This window comes from Niallia sp. FSL W8-1348 (genome assembly GCF_038006745.1).
GTDB classification, from domain to species: domain Bacteria; phylum Bacillota; class Bacilli; order Bacillales; family Cytobacillaceae; genus Niallia; species Niallia alba.
In genome coordinates this window covers 82807-102932 of sequence record NZ_JBBOVV010000002.1, presented here as the reverse complement: position 1 = coordinate 102932, position 20126 = coordinate 82807, and the positions used below count along the sequence as shown (strand labels likewise).

Annotated in this window: 22 protein-coding genes and 1 pseudogene; 9 read left to right on the top strand and 14 right to left on the bottom strand. The window is 35.8% G+C overall.

Annotated elements, in window-relative coordinates:
• Window positions 1-587: 587 nt before the first annotated feature.
• On the bottom strand, window positions 588-1166 hold the full coding sequence (locus tag NST60_RS18975; protein ID WP_341099967.1) for a hypothetical protein: 579 nt from the start codon (window positions 1164-1166) through the stop codon (window positions 588-590).
• A 290-nt stretch (window positions 1167-1456) separates the two neighbouring features.
• A complete protein-coding gene (locus NST60_RS18970; RefSeq protein WP_169187985.1) occupies window positions 1457-2572 on the bottom strand; it encodes an IS4 family transposase in 1116 nt (371 codons plus the stop codon).
• A 183-nt stretch (window positions 2573-2755) separates the two neighbouring features.
• On the opposite strand from NST60_RS18970, the gene NST60_RS18965 reads away from it, so the two are divergent.
• Together NST60_RS18965 and NST60_RS18960 are read left to right on the top strand one after the other, a co-directional pair.
• The gene (locus NST60_RS18965) at window positions 2756-3100 is read left to right on the top strand and encodes a FlxA-like family protein (protein WP_341099965.1); all 345 of its coding nucleotides are present in this window, start codon (window positions 2756-2758) and stop codon (window positions 3098-3100) included.
• A gap of 118 nt (window positions 3101-3218) precedes the next feature.
• On the top strand, window positions 3219-3578 hold the full coding sequence (locus tag NST60_RS18960) for a hypothetical protein (RefSeq protein ID WP_341099963.1): 360 nt from the start codon (window positions 3219-3221) through the stop codon (window positions 3576-3578).
• 87 nt (window positions 3579-3665) lie between these two features.
• On the opposite strand, the gene NST60_RS18955 is transcribed toward NST60_RS18960, so the two are convergent.
• The 5 genes from NST60_RS18955 to NST60_RS18935 form a co-directional block, all read right to left on the bottom strand.
• Entirely contained in the window at window positions 3666-4994 is a 1329-nt protein-coding gene (locus NST60_RS18955; protein WP_016204832.1) for an alpha-glucosidase/alpha-galactosidase, read from the bottom strand.
• 27 nt (window positions 4995-5021) lie between these two features.
• Window positions 5022-5852, bottom strand: a complete 831-nt coding sequence (locus NST60_RS18950; RefSeq protein ID WP_341099962.1) for a carbohydrate ABC transporter permease — start codon at window positions 5850-5852, stop codon at window positions 5022-5024.
• On the bottom strand, window positions 5852-6691 hold the full coding sequence (locus tag NST60_RS18945) for a carbohydrate ABC transporter permease (protein WP_341100307.1): 840 nt from the start codon (window positions 6689-6691) through the stop codon (window positions 5852-5854). The genes NST60_RS18950 and NST60_RS18945 overlap by 1 nt, the downstream gene beginning before the upstream one ends.
• A gap of 161 nt (window positions 6692-6852) precedes the next feature.
• Complete coding sequence (locus tag NST60_RS18940) at window positions 6853-8118, bottom strand: ABC transporter substrate-binding protein (protein WP_328021362.1); 1266 nt, start codon at window positions 8116-8118, stop codon at window positions 6853-6855.
• A gap of 259 nt (window positions 8119-8377) precedes the next feature.
• Window positions 8378-9388: a LacI family DNA-binding transcriptional regulator gene (locus NST60_RS18935; protein ID WP_254415090.1), complete on the bottom strand. Its 1011-nt coding sequence runs from the start codon at window positions 9386-9388 to the stop codon at window positions 8378-8380.
• 270 nt (window positions 9389-9658) lie between these two features.
• Here NST60_RS18935 and NST60_RS18930 point away from each other — a divergent pair, with 270 nt between their 5' ends.
• On the top strand, window positions 9659-10774 hold the full coding sequence (locus NST60_RS18930) for an IS4 family transposase (protein ID WP_100525938.1): 1116 nt from the start codon (window positions 9659-9661) through the stop codon (window positions 10772-10774).
• A gap of 325 nt (window positions 10775-11099) precedes the next feature.
• Here NST60_RS18930 and NST60_RS18925 read toward each other — a convergent pair whose 3' ends face one another.
• From NST60_RS18925 to NST60_RS18905, 5 genes are read right to left on the bottom strand one after another with little or no spacing between them, the layout of a single operon-like run.
• On the bottom strand, window positions 11100-11399 hold the full coding sequence (locus NST60_RS18925) for a spore coat protein (protein WP_169188548.1): 300 nt from the start codon (window positions 11397-11399) through the stop codon (window positions 11100-11102).
• Window positions 11396-11617: a hypothetical protein gene (locus NST60_RS18920; RefSeq protein ID WP_169188547.1), complete on the bottom strand. Its 222-nt coding sequence runs from the start codon at window positions 11615-11617 to the stop codon at window positions 11396-11398. Before NST60_RS18920 ends, NST60_RS18925 begins: the two co-directional genes overlap by 4 nt.
• 18 nt (window positions 11618-11635) lie before the next feature.
• Entirely contained in the window at window positions 11636-12772 is a 1137-nt protein-coding gene (locus NST60_RS18915) for a zinc-dependent alcohol dehydrogenase (RefSeq protein WP_169188546.1), read from the bottom strand.
• Between the two features lie 19 nt (window positions 12773-12791).
• A complete protein-coding gene (locus NST60_RS18910) occupies window positions 12792-13160 on the bottom strand; it encodes a spore coat protein (RefSeq protein ID WP_016204839.1) in 369 nt (122 codons plus the stop codon).
• Window positions 13157-13423, bottom strand: a complete 267-nt coding sequence (locus NST60_RS18905; RefSeq protein WP_016204840.1) for a hypothetical protein — start codon at window positions 13421-13423, stop codon at window positions 13157-13159. The genes NST60_RS18910 and NST60_RS18905 overlap by 4 nt, the downstream gene beginning before the upstream one ends.
• Before the next feature lie 216 nt (window positions 13424-13639).
• Between NST60_RS18905 and NST60_RS18900 the strand changes: the two genes are divergently transcribed.
• Window positions 13640-14398 carry a TraR/DksA C4-type zinc finger protein gene (locus tag NST60_RS18900; protein ID WP_169188545.1) on the top strand — a complete coding sequence of 253 codons (759 nt, stop codon included), beginning with the start codon at window positions 13640-13642 and terminating at the stop codon, window positions 14396-14398.
• A gap of 114 nt (window positions 14399-14512) precedes the next feature.
• Complete coding sequence (locus NST60_RS18895) at window positions 14513-14896, top strand: Hsp20/alpha crystallin family protein (protein ID WP_212118121.1); 384 nt, start codon at window positions 14513-14515, stop codon at window positions 14894-14896.
• Here the strand turns inward: NST60_RS18895 and NST60_RS18890 are convergent.
• Both NST60_RS18890 and pdxR read right to left on the bottom strand, forming a co-directional pair.
• Complete coding sequence (locus NST60_RS18890) at window positions 14891-15526, bottom strand: hypothetical protein (protein WP_341099959.1); 636 nt, start codon at window positions 15524-15526, stop codon at window positions 14891-14893. The genes NST60_RS18895 and NST60_RS18890 overlap by 6 nt on opposite strands.
• 12 nt (window positions 15527-15538) lie before the next feature.
• Window positions 15539-16930 (bottom strand): MocR-like pyridoxine biosynthesis transcription factor PdxR, encoded by a 1392-nt coding sequence (pdxR, locus tag NST60_RS18885; RefSeq protein ID WP_341099958.1) that lies wholly within the window; start codon window positions 16928-16930, stop codon window positions 15539-15541.
• A 127-nt stretch (window positions 16931-17057) separates the two neighbouring features.
• Here pdxR and NST60_RS18880 point away from each other — a divergent pair, with 127 nt between their 5' ends.
• From NST60_RS18880 to NST60_RS18870, 4 genes and pseudogenes are all read left to right on the top strand, one after another.
• The gene (locus tag NST60_RS18880; protein WP_169188541.1) at window positions 17058-17603 is read left to right on the top strand and encodes a pyridoxamine 5'-phosphate oxidase family protein; all 546 of its coding nucleotides are present in this window, start codon (window positions 17058-17060) and stop codon (window positions 17601-17603) included.
• 105 nt (window positions 17604-17708) lie between these two features.
• A pseudogene (locus NST60_RS26845) lies at window positions 17709-17909 on the top strand (ABC transporter ATP-binding protein); the annotation flags it as partial.
• Between the two features lie 683 nt (window positions 17910-18592).
• Window positions 18593-19534: a processed acidic surface protein gene (locus tag NST60_RS18875; RefSeq protein ID WP_016204846.1), complete on the top strand. Its 942-nt coding sequence runs from the start codon at window positions 18593-18595 to the stop codon at window positions 19532-19534.
• The gene (locus NST60_RS18870) at window positions 19524-20096 is read left to right on the top strand and encodes a class D sortase (RefSeq protein WP_341099956.1); all 573 of its coding nucleotides are present in this window, start codon (window positions 19524-19526) and stop codon (window positions 20094-20096) included. The genes NST60_RS18875 and NST60_RS18870 overlap by 11 nt, the downstream gene beginning before the upstream one ends.
• Window positions 20097-20126: the final 30 nt, after the last annotated feature.

Genomic DNA, 20126 nt, shown 5'->3' with positions numbered 1-20126 from the left:
ATAAGTGCTCATGTTTCTGAAAATTAGCAAGAAATAAATTCGGAAATTTAAAGCGTTGTATGTTGATGGAATAATTACTGCAGAAGAGTTGGAAGATACGAAAAAAAGCTATTATTGGATTTATAGAAAAAAGCTCTTCTCACATGTGTTGGGCTTTTTTCAACTTTTGATTTTAGTCCTTCGCTAAATTAAATATATAAGTGTTATCAATACAAAAAATAGTAAACATACTGGGACAAAACAAAATATATAATAGATAAAGACGAACAATCTCTCATTTAGTAGCGAAACCAACTCGTTTTTAAAGGTTGTTTCGTTTCATCATTTTTTTAAAAGAAAATATAATGAGTAGGAAATACGAAGCAGACGGAATACACGTAGACTCCTATGGGAGCTGCGAGAAAGTCCGAGACCCTGCAGGCGAAGCCGAAGCGGCTCGGCGCTCGCCCCATGGAAAGCGAAGTGTATTCCGTCTGCGCGTGATCATCACAAACCTTTTTCCTTAAAATTAATAAAACCCGAAATGATTATACGAATATTTCATAGCATATACGTATAATCATTTCGGGTGATTTCGTTAAAAATACTCATGCCCTAGTCCTACTTTTATCTTGCTTATAAAAAGTTATAAAAAAGTTTGTTAGTCCGTAGGCTAACATAGTAATAGCAACATCTAACAAAAATATATGAAAGCTATTAAACCCTTTTAATAGAGCAAGAAATCCTATTTGCTTCTCAATAGAGACAAGTACAAAGGCTATAATAGCAGATAGAACAGATGTCCATAATAGAAAATTCTTATCGTATTTCACACAATATTGGTATAGCAACATAAAAGAAACTGGAAGAAAAGAAGATGTTATCCCAATTGCTTGGGGTAAAAATGGTAGAATAAAATAATGATGATCCATATATCCCAGTCTAATAAGGGTAAGTTCCGTATATGTCCAAAGCATGTGAACTGTATATCCAAAGAAAAGAATTTGAAGGGTCTTATTCTTATCCAGTTTTACCAGCAGGACAATAAGGGGAACGATCAAGAAAATTAAAATGATCCAAAACTGCCAGTTATTCCAATTAGAGTGTTCGTGCCAATAGGAATTTATTAATGATGATACCTTATCGCTCGCTTTGTTTATCTCTTTCCAATACTCTTTAACTGACATAATCCTTCCACCTCCTATCATTTCACAATTATCATTCAATAATCTATCCTAGGTTGTTTTTTTTATACTATTGTCCTGTTGGAAAGTACTCCACCTTACTTTAATATATCTTAAGGAAAAATAAAGAAATGTATAATATAACACTAGTGTTGCATAAATAGTGTCATAATTTTCAGTTTACTCACCTTCCCTGTTTAGAGGCAAAAAAGTAAATACCCAATCAAAGGTGGCCCCATCCATTTGGAAATTTATTTACAATTAGACTTTTGCAACGACGACAATTTGCATATTTAAGGGATGGCTTTTCCTTCAATCTTTCGAAGCCAAACATTCGCTGGTTTCCACAATGCAGCCCTTAGATAACGGCTAATCTGTAAGGTTTTTCGCTTGCTTCTGGTCTCGATTTGCACGAGAACATGTAGGCAAAAAACAATTAGTGCGATAAATACTTGATTTTGAATCGCCCATTCGCTTTGACCGTAGAACTTTTTGATGCTGAGATGTTGTTTGATCCATTTAAAAAACAGCTCAATTGCCCACCGTGATTTATACATTTCTGAAATTTCTTCGGCGCTTAAATCAAAACGATTTGTAATTAAATGAAGTTCATTTCCTTTTGAGTCCATCACTTTTAGAAGCCGAAAGTAATTTTCAGCACGGTTTTGAGTCGTACCTATCAACACCATTTGGTCTGATAAAACAGCTGTATCCTTGGGTAGCTTAAAATCGTAAACGTTCCGTATGACTGCATTTTTGCGTAGCCGTGAAAGAAAGAAGTAGCCATCATCAGTCATGCGATCAAAGCGCTCGTAGTCTAGATAACCACGGTCAAACACATACATGCATTCCTTGTCATCCACCATGATTTCAAGCTGACCACGGTCATGTTCTTTTGCCGTTGTCATAACGGCCTTTTCAGGATAGGATATACCCTTTTCCATAAACACAAGGCGCAAATGTAACTTTACACCTGCTTTTGTTTTGCGGAATTTAGCCCATTTATGATTGGTCAAATTAAGTGGCAATGTGCTTGAATCAATGATTTTTAACGGCATCACGAGTTTCGTGTAATGCGTTTTGGCATGAATTTGTGACACTAAATCAAGGAAAAGCCTTTGAAATAGATCAGGGTTTATGCCGTTTAACCGCCGTGACAACTGAGAAATACTAATAGAATCAAGGTCTATCCCTTTTTGAAGCTGGTCATCGAAAAGACAATCACCCAGCGCATGCAGACTTTCAATTTCTTGTAGCTGCGCAAAAAGTAGTAATTTTAGAAATGACTCTGTCGTTAATTTTTTCGTATAGTAATCTAATTTCATCGTTTTCACGTTTTCTTCAAATAATTGAAGATTTATAGGTGAAAACCATTGTCCAAATGAAGTTTTTCGTGTAATCTTGTCCATGTGATGGTCCTTTTTTAGTGGATTTGGACGGGTTACCACCTGACTAATCCATTATAAAGGACTTTTTCTTTGCGCAAAATAATAATATTGAACATTTTGAGTATTTTTAATAGTGAATTTAAATTAATGCAACACTAGTGATAATATAATTCTTCATTATTTATGATGAAGGGAAAAATAACCATGATTAATTCTATTTCAAGTACAACTGCAAGTTCTACTACAATAACCAGTCGTTCCTCTGATGTTGTCAATCAAATTAAAACATTAGAAAGTCAAAAACAACAATTGCAGTCACAACAAACGCAAATCGAGCAAAATGAAACCATTCAAGAAGAAGAAAAAGAGAAACAGTTGGAACAATTAAAAAAACAAATCTCAGAAATAGAGGCACAAATTCAAGCACTTCAAAATCAAACATCTGAAACAAGTAATCCTAATTCCAATGCACAAATACAACAAGATAATGTCTACATTAGTAATGAAGCATATTCCTTGTTCAAAACTTCAACAACAAAACTAGATTAATTTAGTTTTCATTCAAGTAAGTAAATAGTGTATTTTTTATAGTCCCCCCTTTTTTAAGAGGGACTTTATTCATTGTAAATTTTTTCAGTGATAGTATAACAGCGGTAATGTAAGGGAAATGTATTTTAGCGTTGGAATAATTGGATTTGCTACATGGCTTGGAGATGTATTTGTAGGTGATGTTTTAAAAGCCTTTCAACTCGGTCCCTCCTCTAAAACGTACATTATTGACTATCTTTTTGTGACGATCATTCCACCAGCGATCGGCTTGATTTACCTAAACTTTTTGATTCACACTAAATCTCTTCTGTATAAATGGATGTGGGTAGTCCTTTCTTTCCTATTAGAATGGGGCGCTGTACTAACAGGCTATATGACGACCAAAGGGTGGAAAACCTGGTACTCTATACCTGTCTTTGTATTAGTATTTCTCGTATTCCTACCTTTGCATTTAAAAATTTTAAGACCTGAAAAATAATAAGTATCTTTCGAGTTTTTCAAATAAAGATAGGGACCGGCTTTAGAAAAAATCCGGTCCCTATCTTTGTAAACATATTAACTTTAGTTATTTCGTTACTGCAATGCTAGTTTCACTTTTAAAATTTGGCAGCCAATCTCCATGAGCTTCAATTAAATCATCACATAGAGAAATAATATCGTCCATTGATAACTCAGCTGCTGTATGTGGATCAAGCATAGCGGCTTGATAAATATATTCCTTTTTCAAAGTGATTGCTGCTTCAATGGTCAGTAATTGCGTGTTAATATTCGTTCTGTTTAATGCAGCGAGCTGCTCTGGGAGATCACCTACATACGTTGGGGTAATTCCACTACGATCCGCAATACACGGCACCTCAACACACGCTTTCTCCGGAAGGTTGCTGATTAGTCTGCCAGTATTTAAGACATTCCCGCCAAATTTAAACGGAACATTCGTTTCCATTGCTTCAATAATGCGGGAACCATATTCATGGGAACGCACATGATCCAAAGATTTATTGTTAACCAAATCCTCTCTCATGGCTATCCAATTATTAATTTGCTTTTCACAACGAGATGGATATTCATCAAGTGGAATGTTAAAGCGCTCAATTAACTCAGGATAACGAGATTTGATAAAGTATGGATGATACTCAGCATTGTGTTCAGATGACTCTGTCACATAGTAACCAAATTTATCCATCAGTTCAAACCGAACCATATCCCCATGCTTTGTTTTTTGCAATTCACGAGCTCTTCGCTTAATTTCAGGATATAAATCCACCCCATCCTTACTCACTTCAAGCAGCCAAGCCATATGATTAATTCCAGCAATTTTTTCCTTTACACCAGTGCGATCCATACCTAGTGCATCAAATAAATCTTTTGTACATACTTGCACACTGTGGCATAAACCAACCGTTTTAATGTTGGTATAGCGATTCATAACTCCAGTCAAAACGGCCATAGGATTTGTATAATTCATGAATAGCGCATCAGGACAAACCTCTTCCATATCCTTTGCGAAATCGAGCATAACTGGAATCGTTCTTAAGTTACGGAAAATCCCGCCAATTCCGACTGTATCGGCAATAGTCTGTCTTAACCCATACTTTTTCGGAATTTCGAAATCGATCACTGTACTAGGCTTATAGCCGCCTACCTGTATCGCATTTATAACATATTTCGCTTCTCTTAAAGACTCTCTCCGATCTGTATATGCTTTAATCTGAATGTTTTTCCCAAGACTTTCCTTTAAATTATGGAGCATTTGTTCAGAATCACGCAAGCGTTGTTCATCAATATCGAATAGCGCAAATTCAAAACCATCTAATGCGTCAACAAACATGCAATCACCCAACACATTTTTTGCAAATACCGTACTACCAGCTCCAAGAAATGTAATTTTAGACATTTTATAATCCTCCAACTCTTCTTATATTTATCCTTTAACCGAACCAGACGCTAATCCTTTAACAAAGTGCTTTTGCAATAATAGGAACAATACAACCATTGGCAATACAGCCAATATTGCTGCTCCAGCTACAAGATGCATGCGGTTAGCATTTTCTCCAAAAAAACCTGCCAAAGCAACCGTTATTGTTTTTACTTCCTCTGCTTGTAGGAAGAAAATAGCGAATTGATAATCGTTCCAAATGAATACACAGGCAATGATTAAAATAGATGCAGTAACCGGCTTCAATAACGGAAATACAATACGGAAAAAGATTCCTAATGTACTAGCTCCATCGATTTTTGCCGCTTCTTCTAATTCTCTTGGGATTGTCGAACGAATAAATCCTGAATACAAGAAAATTGTTAATGGCAGAAAGGACGCAACATTATTCAAGATGGCAATTTCAAGCGTATTCATCATTCCTATGTCCACTACAAGCTTATATAACGGAACCAATGCTGTTAAAGGAGGGATAACCATTACTGCGATAAAGAACATGAACACAAATTTATTTAGCTTTGTTTGTCTTCTCGCCAGCGGATATGCTGCCAAAGAGCCAAATACAATTAATAAAAAGGCACTGACTGTGGTAATAATCGCCGTATTGGTGAGCGCATTGCCAAGACTAGCCATTTCCCATGCTTCCTTAAAATTGGCAAAATTCATTATGTTGGGGAAAACCCATTTCGAACTAAAATCTCCCCTCGCCTTTAATGCTGTCGTAATCAAAATATAGAAAGGGATTAAATGAAAGGCTGCAATCAAAAGCGCAACTCCAGAAAGGAGCCATTTATTCTTTCTATTCATATAATCCATTACGCCTCAATCTCCTTTCGTTTGAAGTAGACTAGCGCTGCCAAGCTTAGAATTAATATGATGACTGCCATAAACACACCTTGTGTTGCTGCATATCCCGCATCCTGGCGATTAAAATAAAGATCGTACATAAATGTCGACATGGATTGAGAAGCATAGCCTGGTCCACCGCCTGTAAGCGAGATGATCACATCAAACAACTTCAACCCACCAATAATGTTGATAACCATATTGATCGTAATAGAAGGCATTAACATGGGCAAAGTGATATTTTTAAATTGCTGAAAACTAGATGCACCATCAATTTGTACTGCTTCATAATAATCTTTTGATATACTTTGTAATCCAGCAAGATATATGATCATCGCAATACCGACAAATTGGAAAGTATTCACAAATACTATTAACCAAATGTTCACTTTCGGATCTGCTAGTGCATTAATTTTATCTAGCCCAAGGAATACAAGCAGATCATTAAGCGCTCCGCCTTGGAAGGCGAAAAAGAAGTAAAAGATATACCCCATAATTAGTGGGCTAATAATGACCGGCAAGTAAACAATTGTCCTAGTAAAATTCTTAAAACGAATGTTTTGGTTTAATAAAAGTGCATATCCTAAACCAATAATATTCTGTAAAATTGTACTACCGACACCATACAGAAGGGTATTTTTTACAACTAGCCAGGTATCTGGGTCCTTCAGCATTCTTGTGTACTGGCTGAACCCAATGTAGTCGTAGCTTTGTGAAAACCCGTTCCAGTTTGTAAAAGATATTTTAATTCCGTTTAGAAAAGGATAAAAGATGAAAAAACAGATAGCAGCAAGAGCTGGAAGATACATCCACCAAAGGGAAGATTCCTGCCTTTTTTTACGGTTCCTTTTCACTTCTATAGAAGAGTCGGTATTTGGCTGCCTATTTGTTGCTATTTTTAGCAAAGTAACCATCCCCTAGTTTAGATTAAGAGGTACAAATGTTGATACTCGTTCCTCCTACCGTAAAGCTATTTCTTTTGTTCTAGTAATCTCTTATATTCTTCTGCCATCTTTTTCGAAACATCTTCTGGCTTCATAGTCCCAGATAATAATTCCTGACCAGTAGCCCCCATAGGGTCCCACATGCCGCTCGGTAAATAGATACGGTCAAAATAAGGCTCTACTTTAATATCCTTATACTTCTCGTAATAATCAGAGTAATAGTTTTTTGATTCTGTATTCGTTAATCCTGCTGGAAGTGAAGTACCTTCCGCTATCTCTTTCACGATTTCTGGCTGTGAGATAAATTCCAGAAATTTCTTCGCCTCTTCTTTAACTTTAGAGTCCTTCCAAACAGCTAATGTATGACGTTCGCCACCAATCCAGCTGGGTTCGTCGCCTTCTTCGATTACAGGCATTGGAGTGATGCCAAGTTTAACATCTGGATTTAATTCTTCTACAGAAGGACCGAGCATGCCACCGCCAACAATAAACGCAATTTTACTTTGAGCCATTAAGTCTACCATTTGATGATTTTGAGCGGTCAAGACATCTTCATTAAGGAGCTTCTTATCTTGCATTTCCTTTAATTTTTCTGCTAGAAATGTGTAATTGGACCAATCAAACGTTCCATCTAGCAATTCCTTCTTAAAATTTTTCTCACCAGTAATTAATAACGGTGTTGAAAATTGATCAAAATACTGGCCGAATGCTGATTTATCAGAGCCAGCAAACCATAGTGGAGTCACTTCTCCCTTTCCTTTTTTCTTAATTGTTTCAAGCGCTGTCATAAATTCAGCAAAGGTTCTTGGAGGTTCTATTCCATATTCTTCTAGAAGTGTTGCATTATATGTAAGTCCATCCTTTGCCTGATTAAGAGGATAAGCATAAACTTTCCCGGTATCATCCATTAAAATTTGATTTAGCGCCGGGTCAAGATCTTGCACCCAATTCATGTCTTTCAAATCTTCTACATATTCTCCGTAACGATGGATTGCCCATCCATGGGTATCAAATAAGTCTGGCATATCATTCGCAGCCATCTTAACACGAAGCATACCTTCATAACCGTCAGCAGGATAATTTTCTTTAATATCGATATCAGGATTTTCTTTTTCGAATTTTTCAACAACATTTTGCATTGTAATTTTATCTGCTTCATTTGTCACTGTCGAATACAGCGTAACAACAGTCTTACCACCATTTGCTTCATTACCACCTGAAGATTTACTACATCCAGTTGCAATCGTTGTTAAAGCAATAGCAATCGCCATAGTTTTTAAAAGCCTTTTCATTAAAAAACGCCCCCTAAAATTTCGTATTTTGAAAACACTAGGTACTTTCACCTAATTTTCGAGTTCGTTCTCTTGCTGGTTTTTAGGAGCATCTATATAATAGAATTAAGCTCCCTTTCGTTGGTGGAGTTTAGCCGCCCGCAAAAAAGTGACTGCCATCACTTTGAACCTGGCACCAAGAATTTGGTGCTGGGAGGGCTATACACATATGAATACTTTTTACACTAATTCGTTCATCACCCCCTTAAAAAGAGTTATTTTATTTCCCTCCGCAGCTTTCCCTAATAACCAATTCTGTTGGGAGCGTAACAGTCAACGGAAGTTCCCTGCCATTTAGGCGGTCTAACAAAAGTTTTACCCCAATTTGACCCATTTCTTTCGTAGGAACTCTAATTGTTGTTAATGGTGTACTCGCGAATTTCGCTGCCTCAATATCATCAAAACTAATAATGGCCACATCTTCGGGTACATGAAGATTTGCTTCTTGTATAGCTCTTAAAGCTCCAATCGCCATCGGATCACTACCAATAAAAAATGCTTCAGGTAACTTTGATGTTTGAATGGCTTTTTTCATCAATTGATAGCCCTGTGCCATTGTATACTCACCAATAAAAATAGACTCTTGATTATATAAGTTTTTTTCTTTCATGTAACGTTCAAAAGTGGTGAGACGTTTATCTTCTGAAAGAAGCTTTTGATTTTTTAAGTGTTCCATTTCCTTCCCACCAATGTAGCCAATTCGTTTGTATCCAGTAACTAATAAGTGGTGCAACGCTTTTTCTGTAGCACGTTCAAAATTGATAACAACAGAATCATAGAGGTCTTCGTTAGGAGAATGATTTATGTAAACCACATTATCCACCCTGCTGATTGCTTTTAAGGTAGACTCTTTCACTCTACCGACGACAATTAACCCATCAAGTTCTTCAATCATTTGATTTCCTTCTGTTTCATGTAAGCGAAATGTAGCCGTTTTGATTCCATTATGGGCAAGTTCCATTTCAATCCCTTGACGAATCGATAGAAAATAAGGATCACTTATTTCTTCATCCAATGATTGAGTTAGCATAATACCAACATGTTTTGTATCCTGCTGTTTTTGCTTTAACCGTCTTTCTAAGATCGTTTCATAACCGAGCTCTTTGGCAACTCGAAGAATACGTTCTCTTGTTTTTGCCTGAACGGTAAGCGTATGATCATTATTTAGCACTCGTGAAACAGTTGATGCTGATACATTCGACTTATCCGCAATTTCTTTAATCGTTGCCATGTTTAAAACCCTCTTCTTGTTTCTTTTAAAACCAGTAAACTTTTCTTCAAAATCACTAATATAATTACCTAGCATATACGAATAATAACACCTTTTGAAAAGGCTTTCAAGATAAAAAATATATTTTTTTCCACTAGTGTTGCGTTAATTTAATTTAACTATTAAAAATACTTGAAATGTTCAATTTTATCATTTTATGCAAAGAAAAAGTCCTTTATAATGGATAAGTTAGGTGGTAACCCGTCCAAATCCACTAAAAAGGACTATCGCATGGACAAGATTACACGAAAAACTTCATTTGGACAATGGTTTTCACCAATAAATCTTCAATTATTTGAAGAAAACGTGAAAACGTTGAAATTAGATTTCTATACGAAAAAACTAACGACAGAGTCATTTCTAAAATTATTACTTTTTGCGCAGCTAGAAGAAGTCGAAAGTCTGCATGCGCTGAGCGATTGTCTTTTCGATGATCAACTGCAAAAGGGCATTGATCTTGATTCTATCAGTATTTCCCAACTCTCACGCCGTTTAAATGGCATGAATCCAGACTTATTCCAAAAGCTTTTCCTTGATTTAGTTTCACAAATTCATGCCAAAACGCACAACACGAAACTTGTGATGCCATTAAAAATCATTGATTCAAGCACATTGCCTCTCAATTTGACTAATCATAAATGGGCAAAATTCCGCAAAACAAAAGCGGGTGTTAAATTGCACTTACGCCTTGTGTTTATGGAAAAAGGTATATCCTATCCCGAAAAGGCCATTATGACAACGGCCAAAGAACATGACCGCGGTCAGCTTGAAGTAATGGTTGATGACAAGGAATGTATGTATGTGTTTGACCGTGGTTACTTAGACTACGAACGCTTTGATCGGATGACAGATGACGGCTACTTTTTCCTTTCTAGGCTGCGAAAAAACGCAGTCATACGGGAGGTTTACGATTTTAAACTACCCGAGAATACATCTGTTTTGTCGGATCAAATGGTGTTGATTGGTACGACGCAAAACCGTGCCGAAAATTACTTTCGTCTTCTAAAAGTGATTGATTCAAAAGGAAATGAGCTTCATTTAATCACAAATCGTTTTGATTTAAGTGCTGAAGAAATCTCAAAGATGTATAAATCACGCTGGGCGATTGAGTTATTTTTCAAATGGATTAAACAACATCTCCATATCAAAAAGTTTTACGGCCAAAGCGAATGGGCAATTCAGAATCAAGTGTTTATCGCACTTATTGTTTTTTGCCTGCATGTTCTCGCACAAATCGAGACAAAAAGTAAACGAAAAACCCTACAAATTAGCCGATATTTACGGGCAGCTTTGTGGAAACCAGCACATATTTGGCTTCGAAAGATTGAAGGAAAAACCATTCCTTAATAAACAAATTGTCGTCGTCTCTTAAGTCTAATTGTAAAAAAATTTCCAAATGGATGGATCCACCTTTAGTTGGGTATTTACTTTTTTGGCTCTTAACAGGGGACATATTTAAACTGAATATTCTAACAACATTTATGCAACACTAGTGATTTTTTTCAAAAAAATTTGTGATTTTCATTTTATAAACACCTATTAACACAGGAATTTACATGAGAAATTGTTTTTTATCGGTAAATATTTTAGTGAAATTATACTGTTAAGTTAGTTTTCAACACCTCTATCCTAACAAAAAGGAACTGTTTCTCAGAACAAGTTCCTTTTTTTCTTATAAGGTTGGCAAATTTATGGCCGTATTTATATTTTGCAAATTAAGATTCATTTGCTCTTTCGGTTCCCACGCATTGTACCAGCCTTTTTCAGTCATATATGTGGAAAGCATTTCATGCATATCTAGGGCTTCATCCAAATGGCGAGCGAGTATTGCTTTAATTTCCGGATGACCTGTTTCAGTTATGGCCATTGCATAATTTCTTATTCCGCTTTTTGCCGAAATCAATAGGTCTGTCGCTATCATTTGATCTGTTAATACATCCAGCCCTGTTAAATATTCAATAATGGAATTCATACACGCTTCACTCCTAATCCTTCCAGCTCTGTTGCTTTTGCTAAAATAGTTGAAAATTCTTGTAGCTGCCTAGTTGAAATATCCACATCTCTCAACATCATCTCTTTTAACTGAGGGTCTGTAACGAGAGCGCGCATTGTTTTTGCTTTAGTTAAACAAATCGTCTTAAAAGCTGCCAATTCTTGAACTTCTAATACTTCATGTAATACATAATCCATTTTGCTCTCCTGCCTTCCTTATGGTTTTAATACAACTTTTATACAATTATCTGTTTTCGTGTCAAAAATTTCATATCCTCGTTTTGCTTCACTGAGAGGCAAAACGTGACTTACTACATCGCCTGGATCAATTTTTCCAGAAGAAACTAATTCAAACATGTGGGGCATATAATGAATAACCGGAGCTTGTCCAGAACGGATGTTGACATTGCGTTGCATGATGTCTCCTAATGGAAAACTATTATATCTTCCACCATATACGCCAGTGATTTGGATCGTTCCACATTTCCGAACGGCTTGAGCAGCCATCACAAGAGCATTTATCGTACCACCTTGTAGCTTCAATCCACTTGCAAGAAATTCTAAATCAGTCATCTTCCCATCCATTCCAACTGCATCAATAACAACATCGGCTCCACCTTTTGTTATTTCTTTTAAATAAGCACCAACATTTTCTATATGTTCAAAATTAATGATTTCTACATTATTGGTACGCTTCGCATGCTGTAATCGATAATCAACATAATCTACTGCAATGACACGCTTTGCACCTTTAAGCCAAGCGAATTTCTGGGAGAAAAGTCCAACTGGTCCACAACCAAAGACAATTACTGTATCCCCTTCTTTCACTCCCGCATTCTCTACACTCCAAAAACCAGTCGTCATGGCATCAGCAATAACAGTTAGTTTTTCATCCGGTTCTTCACATGTTTCTGGAATCTTAAAGTGAGTGAAATTCGCAAAAGGCACTCTTAAATATTCTGCTTGCCCACCAGGATAGCCACCAGCACTTCCTGAATAGCCAAAATAAGCTCCAATATCTCCATTATCATTTGAGTTATCACATTGGCTTTCCAAATTACTTTTACAATATTGACACTCACCACAAGCAATATTGAAGGGGATTATAACACGATCACCTTTCTTAAGCTTCGTTACTCCTGGGCCAACTTCTTCAACAATTCCCATTGGCTCATGTCCAATAATATAGTTTTCTTGTAAATTCGGCATCATTCCGTGAATCAAATGCAAATCAGATCCGCAAATGGCTGTACTCGTGACCTTGATAATCATATCATCTGGCTTTAAAATCTTTGGATCCTCTACTTCCTTTACTTCCACATTTTTAATACCTTGATATGTTACTGCTTTCATCTACATATAACCTCCATGTCTAATGTTGATCCGGCGTGCGATCAAACATGCCTTTTCGATTTGTTTCAACAGGAAATAAATTCATATTGCCAATCATGATCGTATTCTTTGCAGAAAGCTGATCTAATTGATACTGCTCGCTTAAATCATGAGGGTGAAACCATTTTTTCTCGATCATTAATTCGGTTATTTCTTGATGCATGCTTATTGCTTGTTTAAGCTGTTTTCTTAAAAGAACTCTTAATTCTGGCGATGCAGTTTCTGTTAAAACTGTCGCGATATTTCTGACACTCTCTTTTGCTCGAACAAGAAAATCCATCGCAAATGTCATGTCTGCAATCTCTGGCATGTTTAAAGCATTAATCGGATCTAAATGATCATGATTCAATGAGTAACACCTTCCTCTCCATTTATAATTGGTGTTGGACGACTTTGCGGAACATCTGTTTCAAATGGCACCTGCTTGTATATTTCTCTTAGTTCAGAAAGGGCTTGAATCGATTGATTTACATCTTTTTTCATTAAGTCTTTCAAATCTTGATCAAAAACAAGCCCTTGCATTAATTTTGATTTCGCAAGACATAGTGTTTTGAAATTAATTACTTCATGTAAGTCCAGTGATTCATGTAGTGCTAGTTTTTTTGATTCCATGCATCTATATCCTCCATACTAATATGAATTACCTTGATATTTTCCCCATATAAAGTACTCTATCCCCTAGCAATTTTTAACGTTTTGCGTAAGGGTATAAAATTAAAATCGTTGTCATTTATTTTAAAAAATGATATGTACATATTTCCTTTAATGTTCTTAATCGTTTTGCTCATACTAATAAAGCAAACGAATTCTCGAAAGGATTAGGTTCTTATGCTAAATAAACAAGAAATGTCCCATTTTCAAAAAATATTGGATGAACAAAAAAGAGATCTAGAAGTAAGATTTGAACAAAATGACAACTTGGATTTGAAACATGGACATTACCATGAATCTGTTGGGGAACTATCTAGTTATGATAATCATCCAGGAGATGAAGGAACAGAGTTATTTGAAAGAGAAAAAGATATCGCACTGGCGGAACATTATCACCATGAGTATATGGGGGTAATACGTGCATTAAAAGCAATAGAAGAAGGAACATACGGAAAGTGTACAGAGTGTTCTCAAGATATCCCGATTGAGAGGCTGGAAGTTATACCTACTACTCTTTACTGCAAGGAGCATTCTCCTGATCAGAAAATTTCGGATAATCGTCCTGTAGAAGAGGAAATATTAACGCCTCCTTTTGGCAAATTTGATATGGATAATAAAGATGAATCAGTCGGATTCGATGCCGAAGATTCGTGGCAAGAGGTTGCCAGTTGGGGTACTTCAGAAACACCATCTGATTTTGCCAATCTAGTGTATGACGATTATAATGACGTATACACAGAGAGCAATGAAAATATTGGCTATGTTGAAGACTATGAAAACTTTGTCGGAGTAGATATAGAAGGAAAAAATATAACCATTTATCCTAATGAACAGCATAAACGCTATGAACAAAGTTTGGATGAAGAAGGTATTATGACGACATTCGGTGACTTGCCTGCTTATGAACATGAACCATATGTAGAAAATAATGACTAAGAAAAAAGGTTGTCTAAGTAGGACTTTCCCTACCTTTAGACAACCTTTTTTTTGGAATCATCATCACCTTTTCCCCTCTTTAGAATAAGCTAAATATACTAAGGAGGACTATATATGAATGATGATAACTGGATTCATTTAATGGATGAATGGTTGAAAAATCATTTTCTTGATCCACTGACTTCCATTTTAGATGAAACAGAATTTCGGATTGACGTGTACGAAACAGAAAAGGAATATATTGTTGAAGCATTATTACCAAACTGTCTAGAAAACAGTATCCACCTTTCTGTAAGAAAGAATTTGCTTACTATTAAAGCAAACATCCAAGATTCTGGTCGTTGGGAAGAAAAACAAAGAACGATTGATTTTCCAATCCCGATTACACAAAATCCAATTTGCGCCATATACGCAAATCAAATTCTTGAAATTTTCATTCGGAAAGAAAAACAGCTAAACAAGATACAGTCCACTACTATTCCAATTCAATTTCTATAACGCAAATTCTCTTTCATACCCTTTTTTCAACACATAATATTGAATACCTTTCGTATGCTTTAAAGCACTTTTAGCATGCTTTTTCGCTACTTCATCTTCCCCCTTTTTTAAAGCGATTTCTGCTAACAGTGCTTCTTTCATCCATTTCTTTGTTATGGTTGTTATTATTTTCTTCGCTTCTTTAAACTGACTTTCTTCTATATTTATTAACGCCAAGTAGTAGGACTTTATTTCCAATTGTTTTATTTTCTCCGCTTCTTCTCTCAGACCTAACGTTTTTCCAAAATAAAGAGAAAATAAAATCGTGAATAGAGCAAATTGTGATTGATATTTTTTCCGTTTGATTAGTTTTCGATAACTTGTAATTACCCTTTTATCATCTTTATTACTTAATGCATGGACAAAACTATAATATAGATGCTTTCTGTTCTTTCTAAATAACTTCTCCAACTTCGTCATGTTTCTCGTTGTATGAATGCTAAACAAGGATGCGATATACATTGTAATAAATACGAGGATATAACAAATAAATATATTCAAAAATATGGGATAAGAAAAATAGTTATCCAAAACAAAGAAAGCAGAAAATGCAACGATTATTCCAATTAAAAATGTTCGTACTGATACCAAAAATATTCCTCCTTATGTAAACCAAACTTGTGCTAAAAGTTGAATTCCTTCTTCCACTTCCATTTCTTTCAATCCCCCAAAACCTAATAATAGAGGATAATCCTCTCTTTCCTGAGAATAATATGGTTTCGTAGAATATACTTTTATTCCTATCTTTTTTGCTTCTGTGATAAATACATCTTCCTTTTTAGGAGGAACACGAATCAACAAATGCATACCAGCTTTTTCACCAATAATTTCGACCTTATCACCCATATACTTTGTGATACATTGAACTAAAAAAGTATATTTTCTTTCATAGACCTTACGGATTCGTTTAATATGACGCTCAAATTCTCCCTTTTGTATAAATAAACCCAATGCTAACTGCAATAGCGGGGAGCTTGATTGCGACTCCGTTATACTCTTTTTTCTCCACTTTTCAAGCAAGGTATCTGGCAAAATCATATAGCTTATTCTTAAGGAAGGTAAAAATGCTTTTGAAAAAGTCCCCATGTAAATTACTCGATCTTGCTGATCTATTGCTTTCATACTCGGTATAGGTGAACCTTGAAACCGGAACTCACTGTCATAATCATCTTCTAGAATATACCCGTCCACTTTTTCAGCCCACTCTAATAACTCAATCCTTTTTGAAATGGACATAATCTTGCCGATTGGAAACTGATGTGATGGAGTAACATAAATGAGATTACACAAACTATTTAGCGCAGAAAAGTCGTGCCCAGCCTCTTCCTGCACTGGGATAGGATAAATAGGAAGTTCTCTCTCCTTAAATACATTTCGGACGCCATCGTATCCTGGTTCTTCCATTCCGATACATAATGAATTTTTCTCCAATAGCGAGAGTACTAGATGAATTAAGTGTTCCGTCCCTGCGGTAATAATAAGTTGATTGGCTGTCGTCTGAATCCCTCTTGATCTGTATAAATAGCCAACCAGCTCTTCTCTAAGTAATATTTCACCTTGTTTGTTTCCATACATCATCCAGTTAAATTGCTTGTCCTCCATTACCTCTTTTACTGTCTTCTTCCAAGCGTTAATTGGAAAATTAGTCATATCAATATCTCCATACTGAAAATCTATCAAATAGTTTTCCTCTACCTTTTGGCTTTGTTTATGTCCTACTTGTGTTTGTGTCGCTGTATATTCATAGCTAGGTAAAGCAACCACAACATATCCACTTTTCTCTTTACTTTCCACGTACCCTTCCATCCACAACTGTTGGTAGGCAGCAATGACTGTATTTTTACTAATTTGCAAAAAGCTTGCTACATAGCGAATCGATGGCAGCTTTGTTCCTGCTTCTATCTTCCCGGTTAAAATTTCTGTTTTAAAATAGTAATACAATTGCATATATACAGGCTCCTTACTGTCTGTATGCAAATGAATAGCGATATTCACTTTCTCCTCCTCCTTTTCCGTTTAAATCTATTTGTACCTAAAAACTTTTCTTAAACTGTTCCTATGGAATTCACTTATTTCATTTTAAAATGAAGGGACAATAAATGGAAGGAAAGGAAGAAAAAAAATGAGTGTAATGCGACAATCAATGATGGAAGTTACCGATAAAGAGAAAATTAATCAATTTTTACATCATACGCATATTGGACATCTCGGCTTAGTAGATGCAGATGCACCTTATGTCATTCCACTTAATTATGTTTGGTTCGGAAATCACCTATATTTTCACGGAGCAAGTGAAGGAAGAAAAACACGCATCATCAGCAAAAATAACCAAGTATGCTTTACTGTCAGCGAAGAACTAGGCATCATGAGCAATCCCATTCCCGCTAAAGTTGACACTGCATATATGTGTGTGATGATATTTGGAAACGTGACGCTATTAGAAGATATCGATAAATCCCGTGATGTCATGCAAGCAATGTTACATAAATATGTTCCCGGTTACTATGAAAAACCACTAGCTAAATCTCATTTAGAAAGATACGTGTCTACTCTAGGGAGTAAAACAGCGATTTATAAAATCACTCCTACAGCTATTACGGCAAAAGAAAATAAGTTGGATGAAAATGTGAGGTTTACACCGGGGAGAACGATTAGGATGGACATGTAAGGATTTAGAAAGTTAATTATTGAAATGCTAGTTATTTGTTTTGAACTTCTTCTCTTCCATCAGTGGGGATTTTACTTCATCTTCACTGATGGTTAGTTGAACTAATCGATAATAAATATTATTACTGGCCAGCTTATCCATAGTACTGGTAAAGTAGAATGACTTCCGTCTGTTCTATATGGTTACTTAGAACAGCATACGGTTTTAACAGCTGTTAAAACAATCAGAAATGTGATGAGAGATGCTTTTCTTCTACTATTTAAGGAAGAAGAAAAGCTAAATGAAGTAATGGGAGTTTTTCAAGATAAATTAGATGTTGGCGGATTTTTGGCTGATACCCTCTTTCCTTTGGCTGATTTATTTCGTTTTTGGCTGATATCCTCTCTACTTTGGCTGATTTATTTCATGTTTGGCTAATATCCTCTTTCCTTTGGCTGATTTATTTCATGTTTGGCTAATATCCTCTTTCCTTTGGCTGATTTATTTCATGTTTGGCTGATATTCTCTTTCCTTTGGCTGATTTATTTCATTTTTGGCTGATATTCTCTTTCCTTTGGCTGATTTATTTCATTTTTGGCTGATATTCTCTTTCCTTTGGCTGATTCATTTCATGTTTGGCTGATATCCTCTTTCCTTTGGCTGATTTATTTCGTTTTTGGCTGATATCCTCTTTCCTTTGGCTGATTTATTTCATTTTTGGCTGATATCCTCTCTACTTTGGCTGATTTATTTCACCTTTGGCTGATATCCTCTTTGCTTTGGCTGATTTACTTCCATTTCTGCTGATTTCCGCAGCACTTTAACAGATCTATCTCATTTTTTGTGTTGAACAAATGAATAATTTCAACTTAGGTTTTGCATAAAGCAAAGACCTTTTTAGTTTCACTTCTCTCCCTTCCCCTTTCTCCAAAAATATCTTTGCTTATTCACGTATTTTTTTCATTAAATGACAAACACTACCAATAAGTACTGTGGAGGAGGTTTGTCTAATGAAAAAATTTCTTTATTCTTTACTTCTTTTCTTTGGTGTATGTATGCAAGTATCACCTGTGTTCGCTTCTCCAAGTGAAAAAGAAGTAGAGATGTTAGCTAATAAACTAGGCTGGACGACAAATGACTTAGAAGAATATTTAACTTTTAAAGGATTAAAAACGAGTGATTTTGATACTATTCAACTTTTAGAAAAGCAACTTGGTACACCAATCACTCCAACTAATCTAGATCAACTCCTTGTCCAAAATTCAATGACGCGAGAGGAGCTGGATATATTATTAGCAGGCTTTCATGAAGGTGTCGAAGATTTTTGGTTTTTAGAAGATTTAGAGGTTGCCATTGACTTTTATAAAAATCATGAAGATAAAATGCTTAAGTTGGAAAAATTCCTTGAAAATATCGGATTTGACGATACGGAAAAACAACAATTTTACGGTCATTTAAATAGACAAAATCCTGCCCTTTTAGCTGCAAAAGTTGAGGAATGGAAAGAACAATTAAATGATTTCCAAGTTACAGATCAAGAAAGCGGGGTAAATGAAGTAACGAATCCTGCATTAAGTGCTTTTTGGAAAGACTTTTTTAACACAACATCCTTAAGGCCAGTATTAATTGGTATTGATGATAATGGAAAAAGAACGGAACTTGCACTAACTGACCTCTTTCTTAAGGAAATGGATACAACTGTTGCCATCGAATTATATGATAACCAAAATACTTTAATTGGAGATGCAGTCGTGACACCAGATATGGTTTCTTCAGTCGAAGCCATCGATAAAATGGTGGCTTTAACCGAAGTGACGCAAGAATTAGCTAATTTATATGCAGCACAACTTCCCAATACAGCTTCCCCGCTCCCTGTCTTCTTATGTATAGGGTATATGTTAGCATTGGTCGGTGCTTTTTTAGTATTTAGGAAAGCAAGCTATGAAAAATAGAACGAAGCTTGGACTCTTCCTTATTTTGGTAGGGATGTTGATGATTCTGTATGTTTCTACCAGTTATACGAAGGTAGAAAGCATCACAAGGCAGCCGTCTTTCCACCAAGGCAAACAAAGGGTGTTATCGAAATTACATCAGGCACAACCAGGCGAAAAAATTGCAGCGATCATTATACCAAATCAGAATAAGCGTATTCCTGTCTATGAAGGAACTAGTGCCGAGATTTTAAAAAAAGGTGCTGGTCATTATCAAAAAAGTGCTTTACCTGGCGAAAACAATAATGTCATCCTATCAGGACATCGCGATACCTTCTTTCGCTTTCTTAAAGATCTAGAAAAAAATGATTCCTTGATTCTCGAAACAACGGAAAAAGAATATGAATACAAAATCACGAAATTTTCTGTGGTGTCTTCCAAAGACAAAACCATTCTTACCCCTAAACCTAGACCAGTTCTCACCTTGACGACCTGCTATCCTTTTTCCTTTATCGGAAATGCACCAAAAAGATACATTGTAACAGCGGAATTAACCCAAACAATTGATATTATGAAAAATTAGGGTCTGAACAATCGTACGTTCAGACCCTAA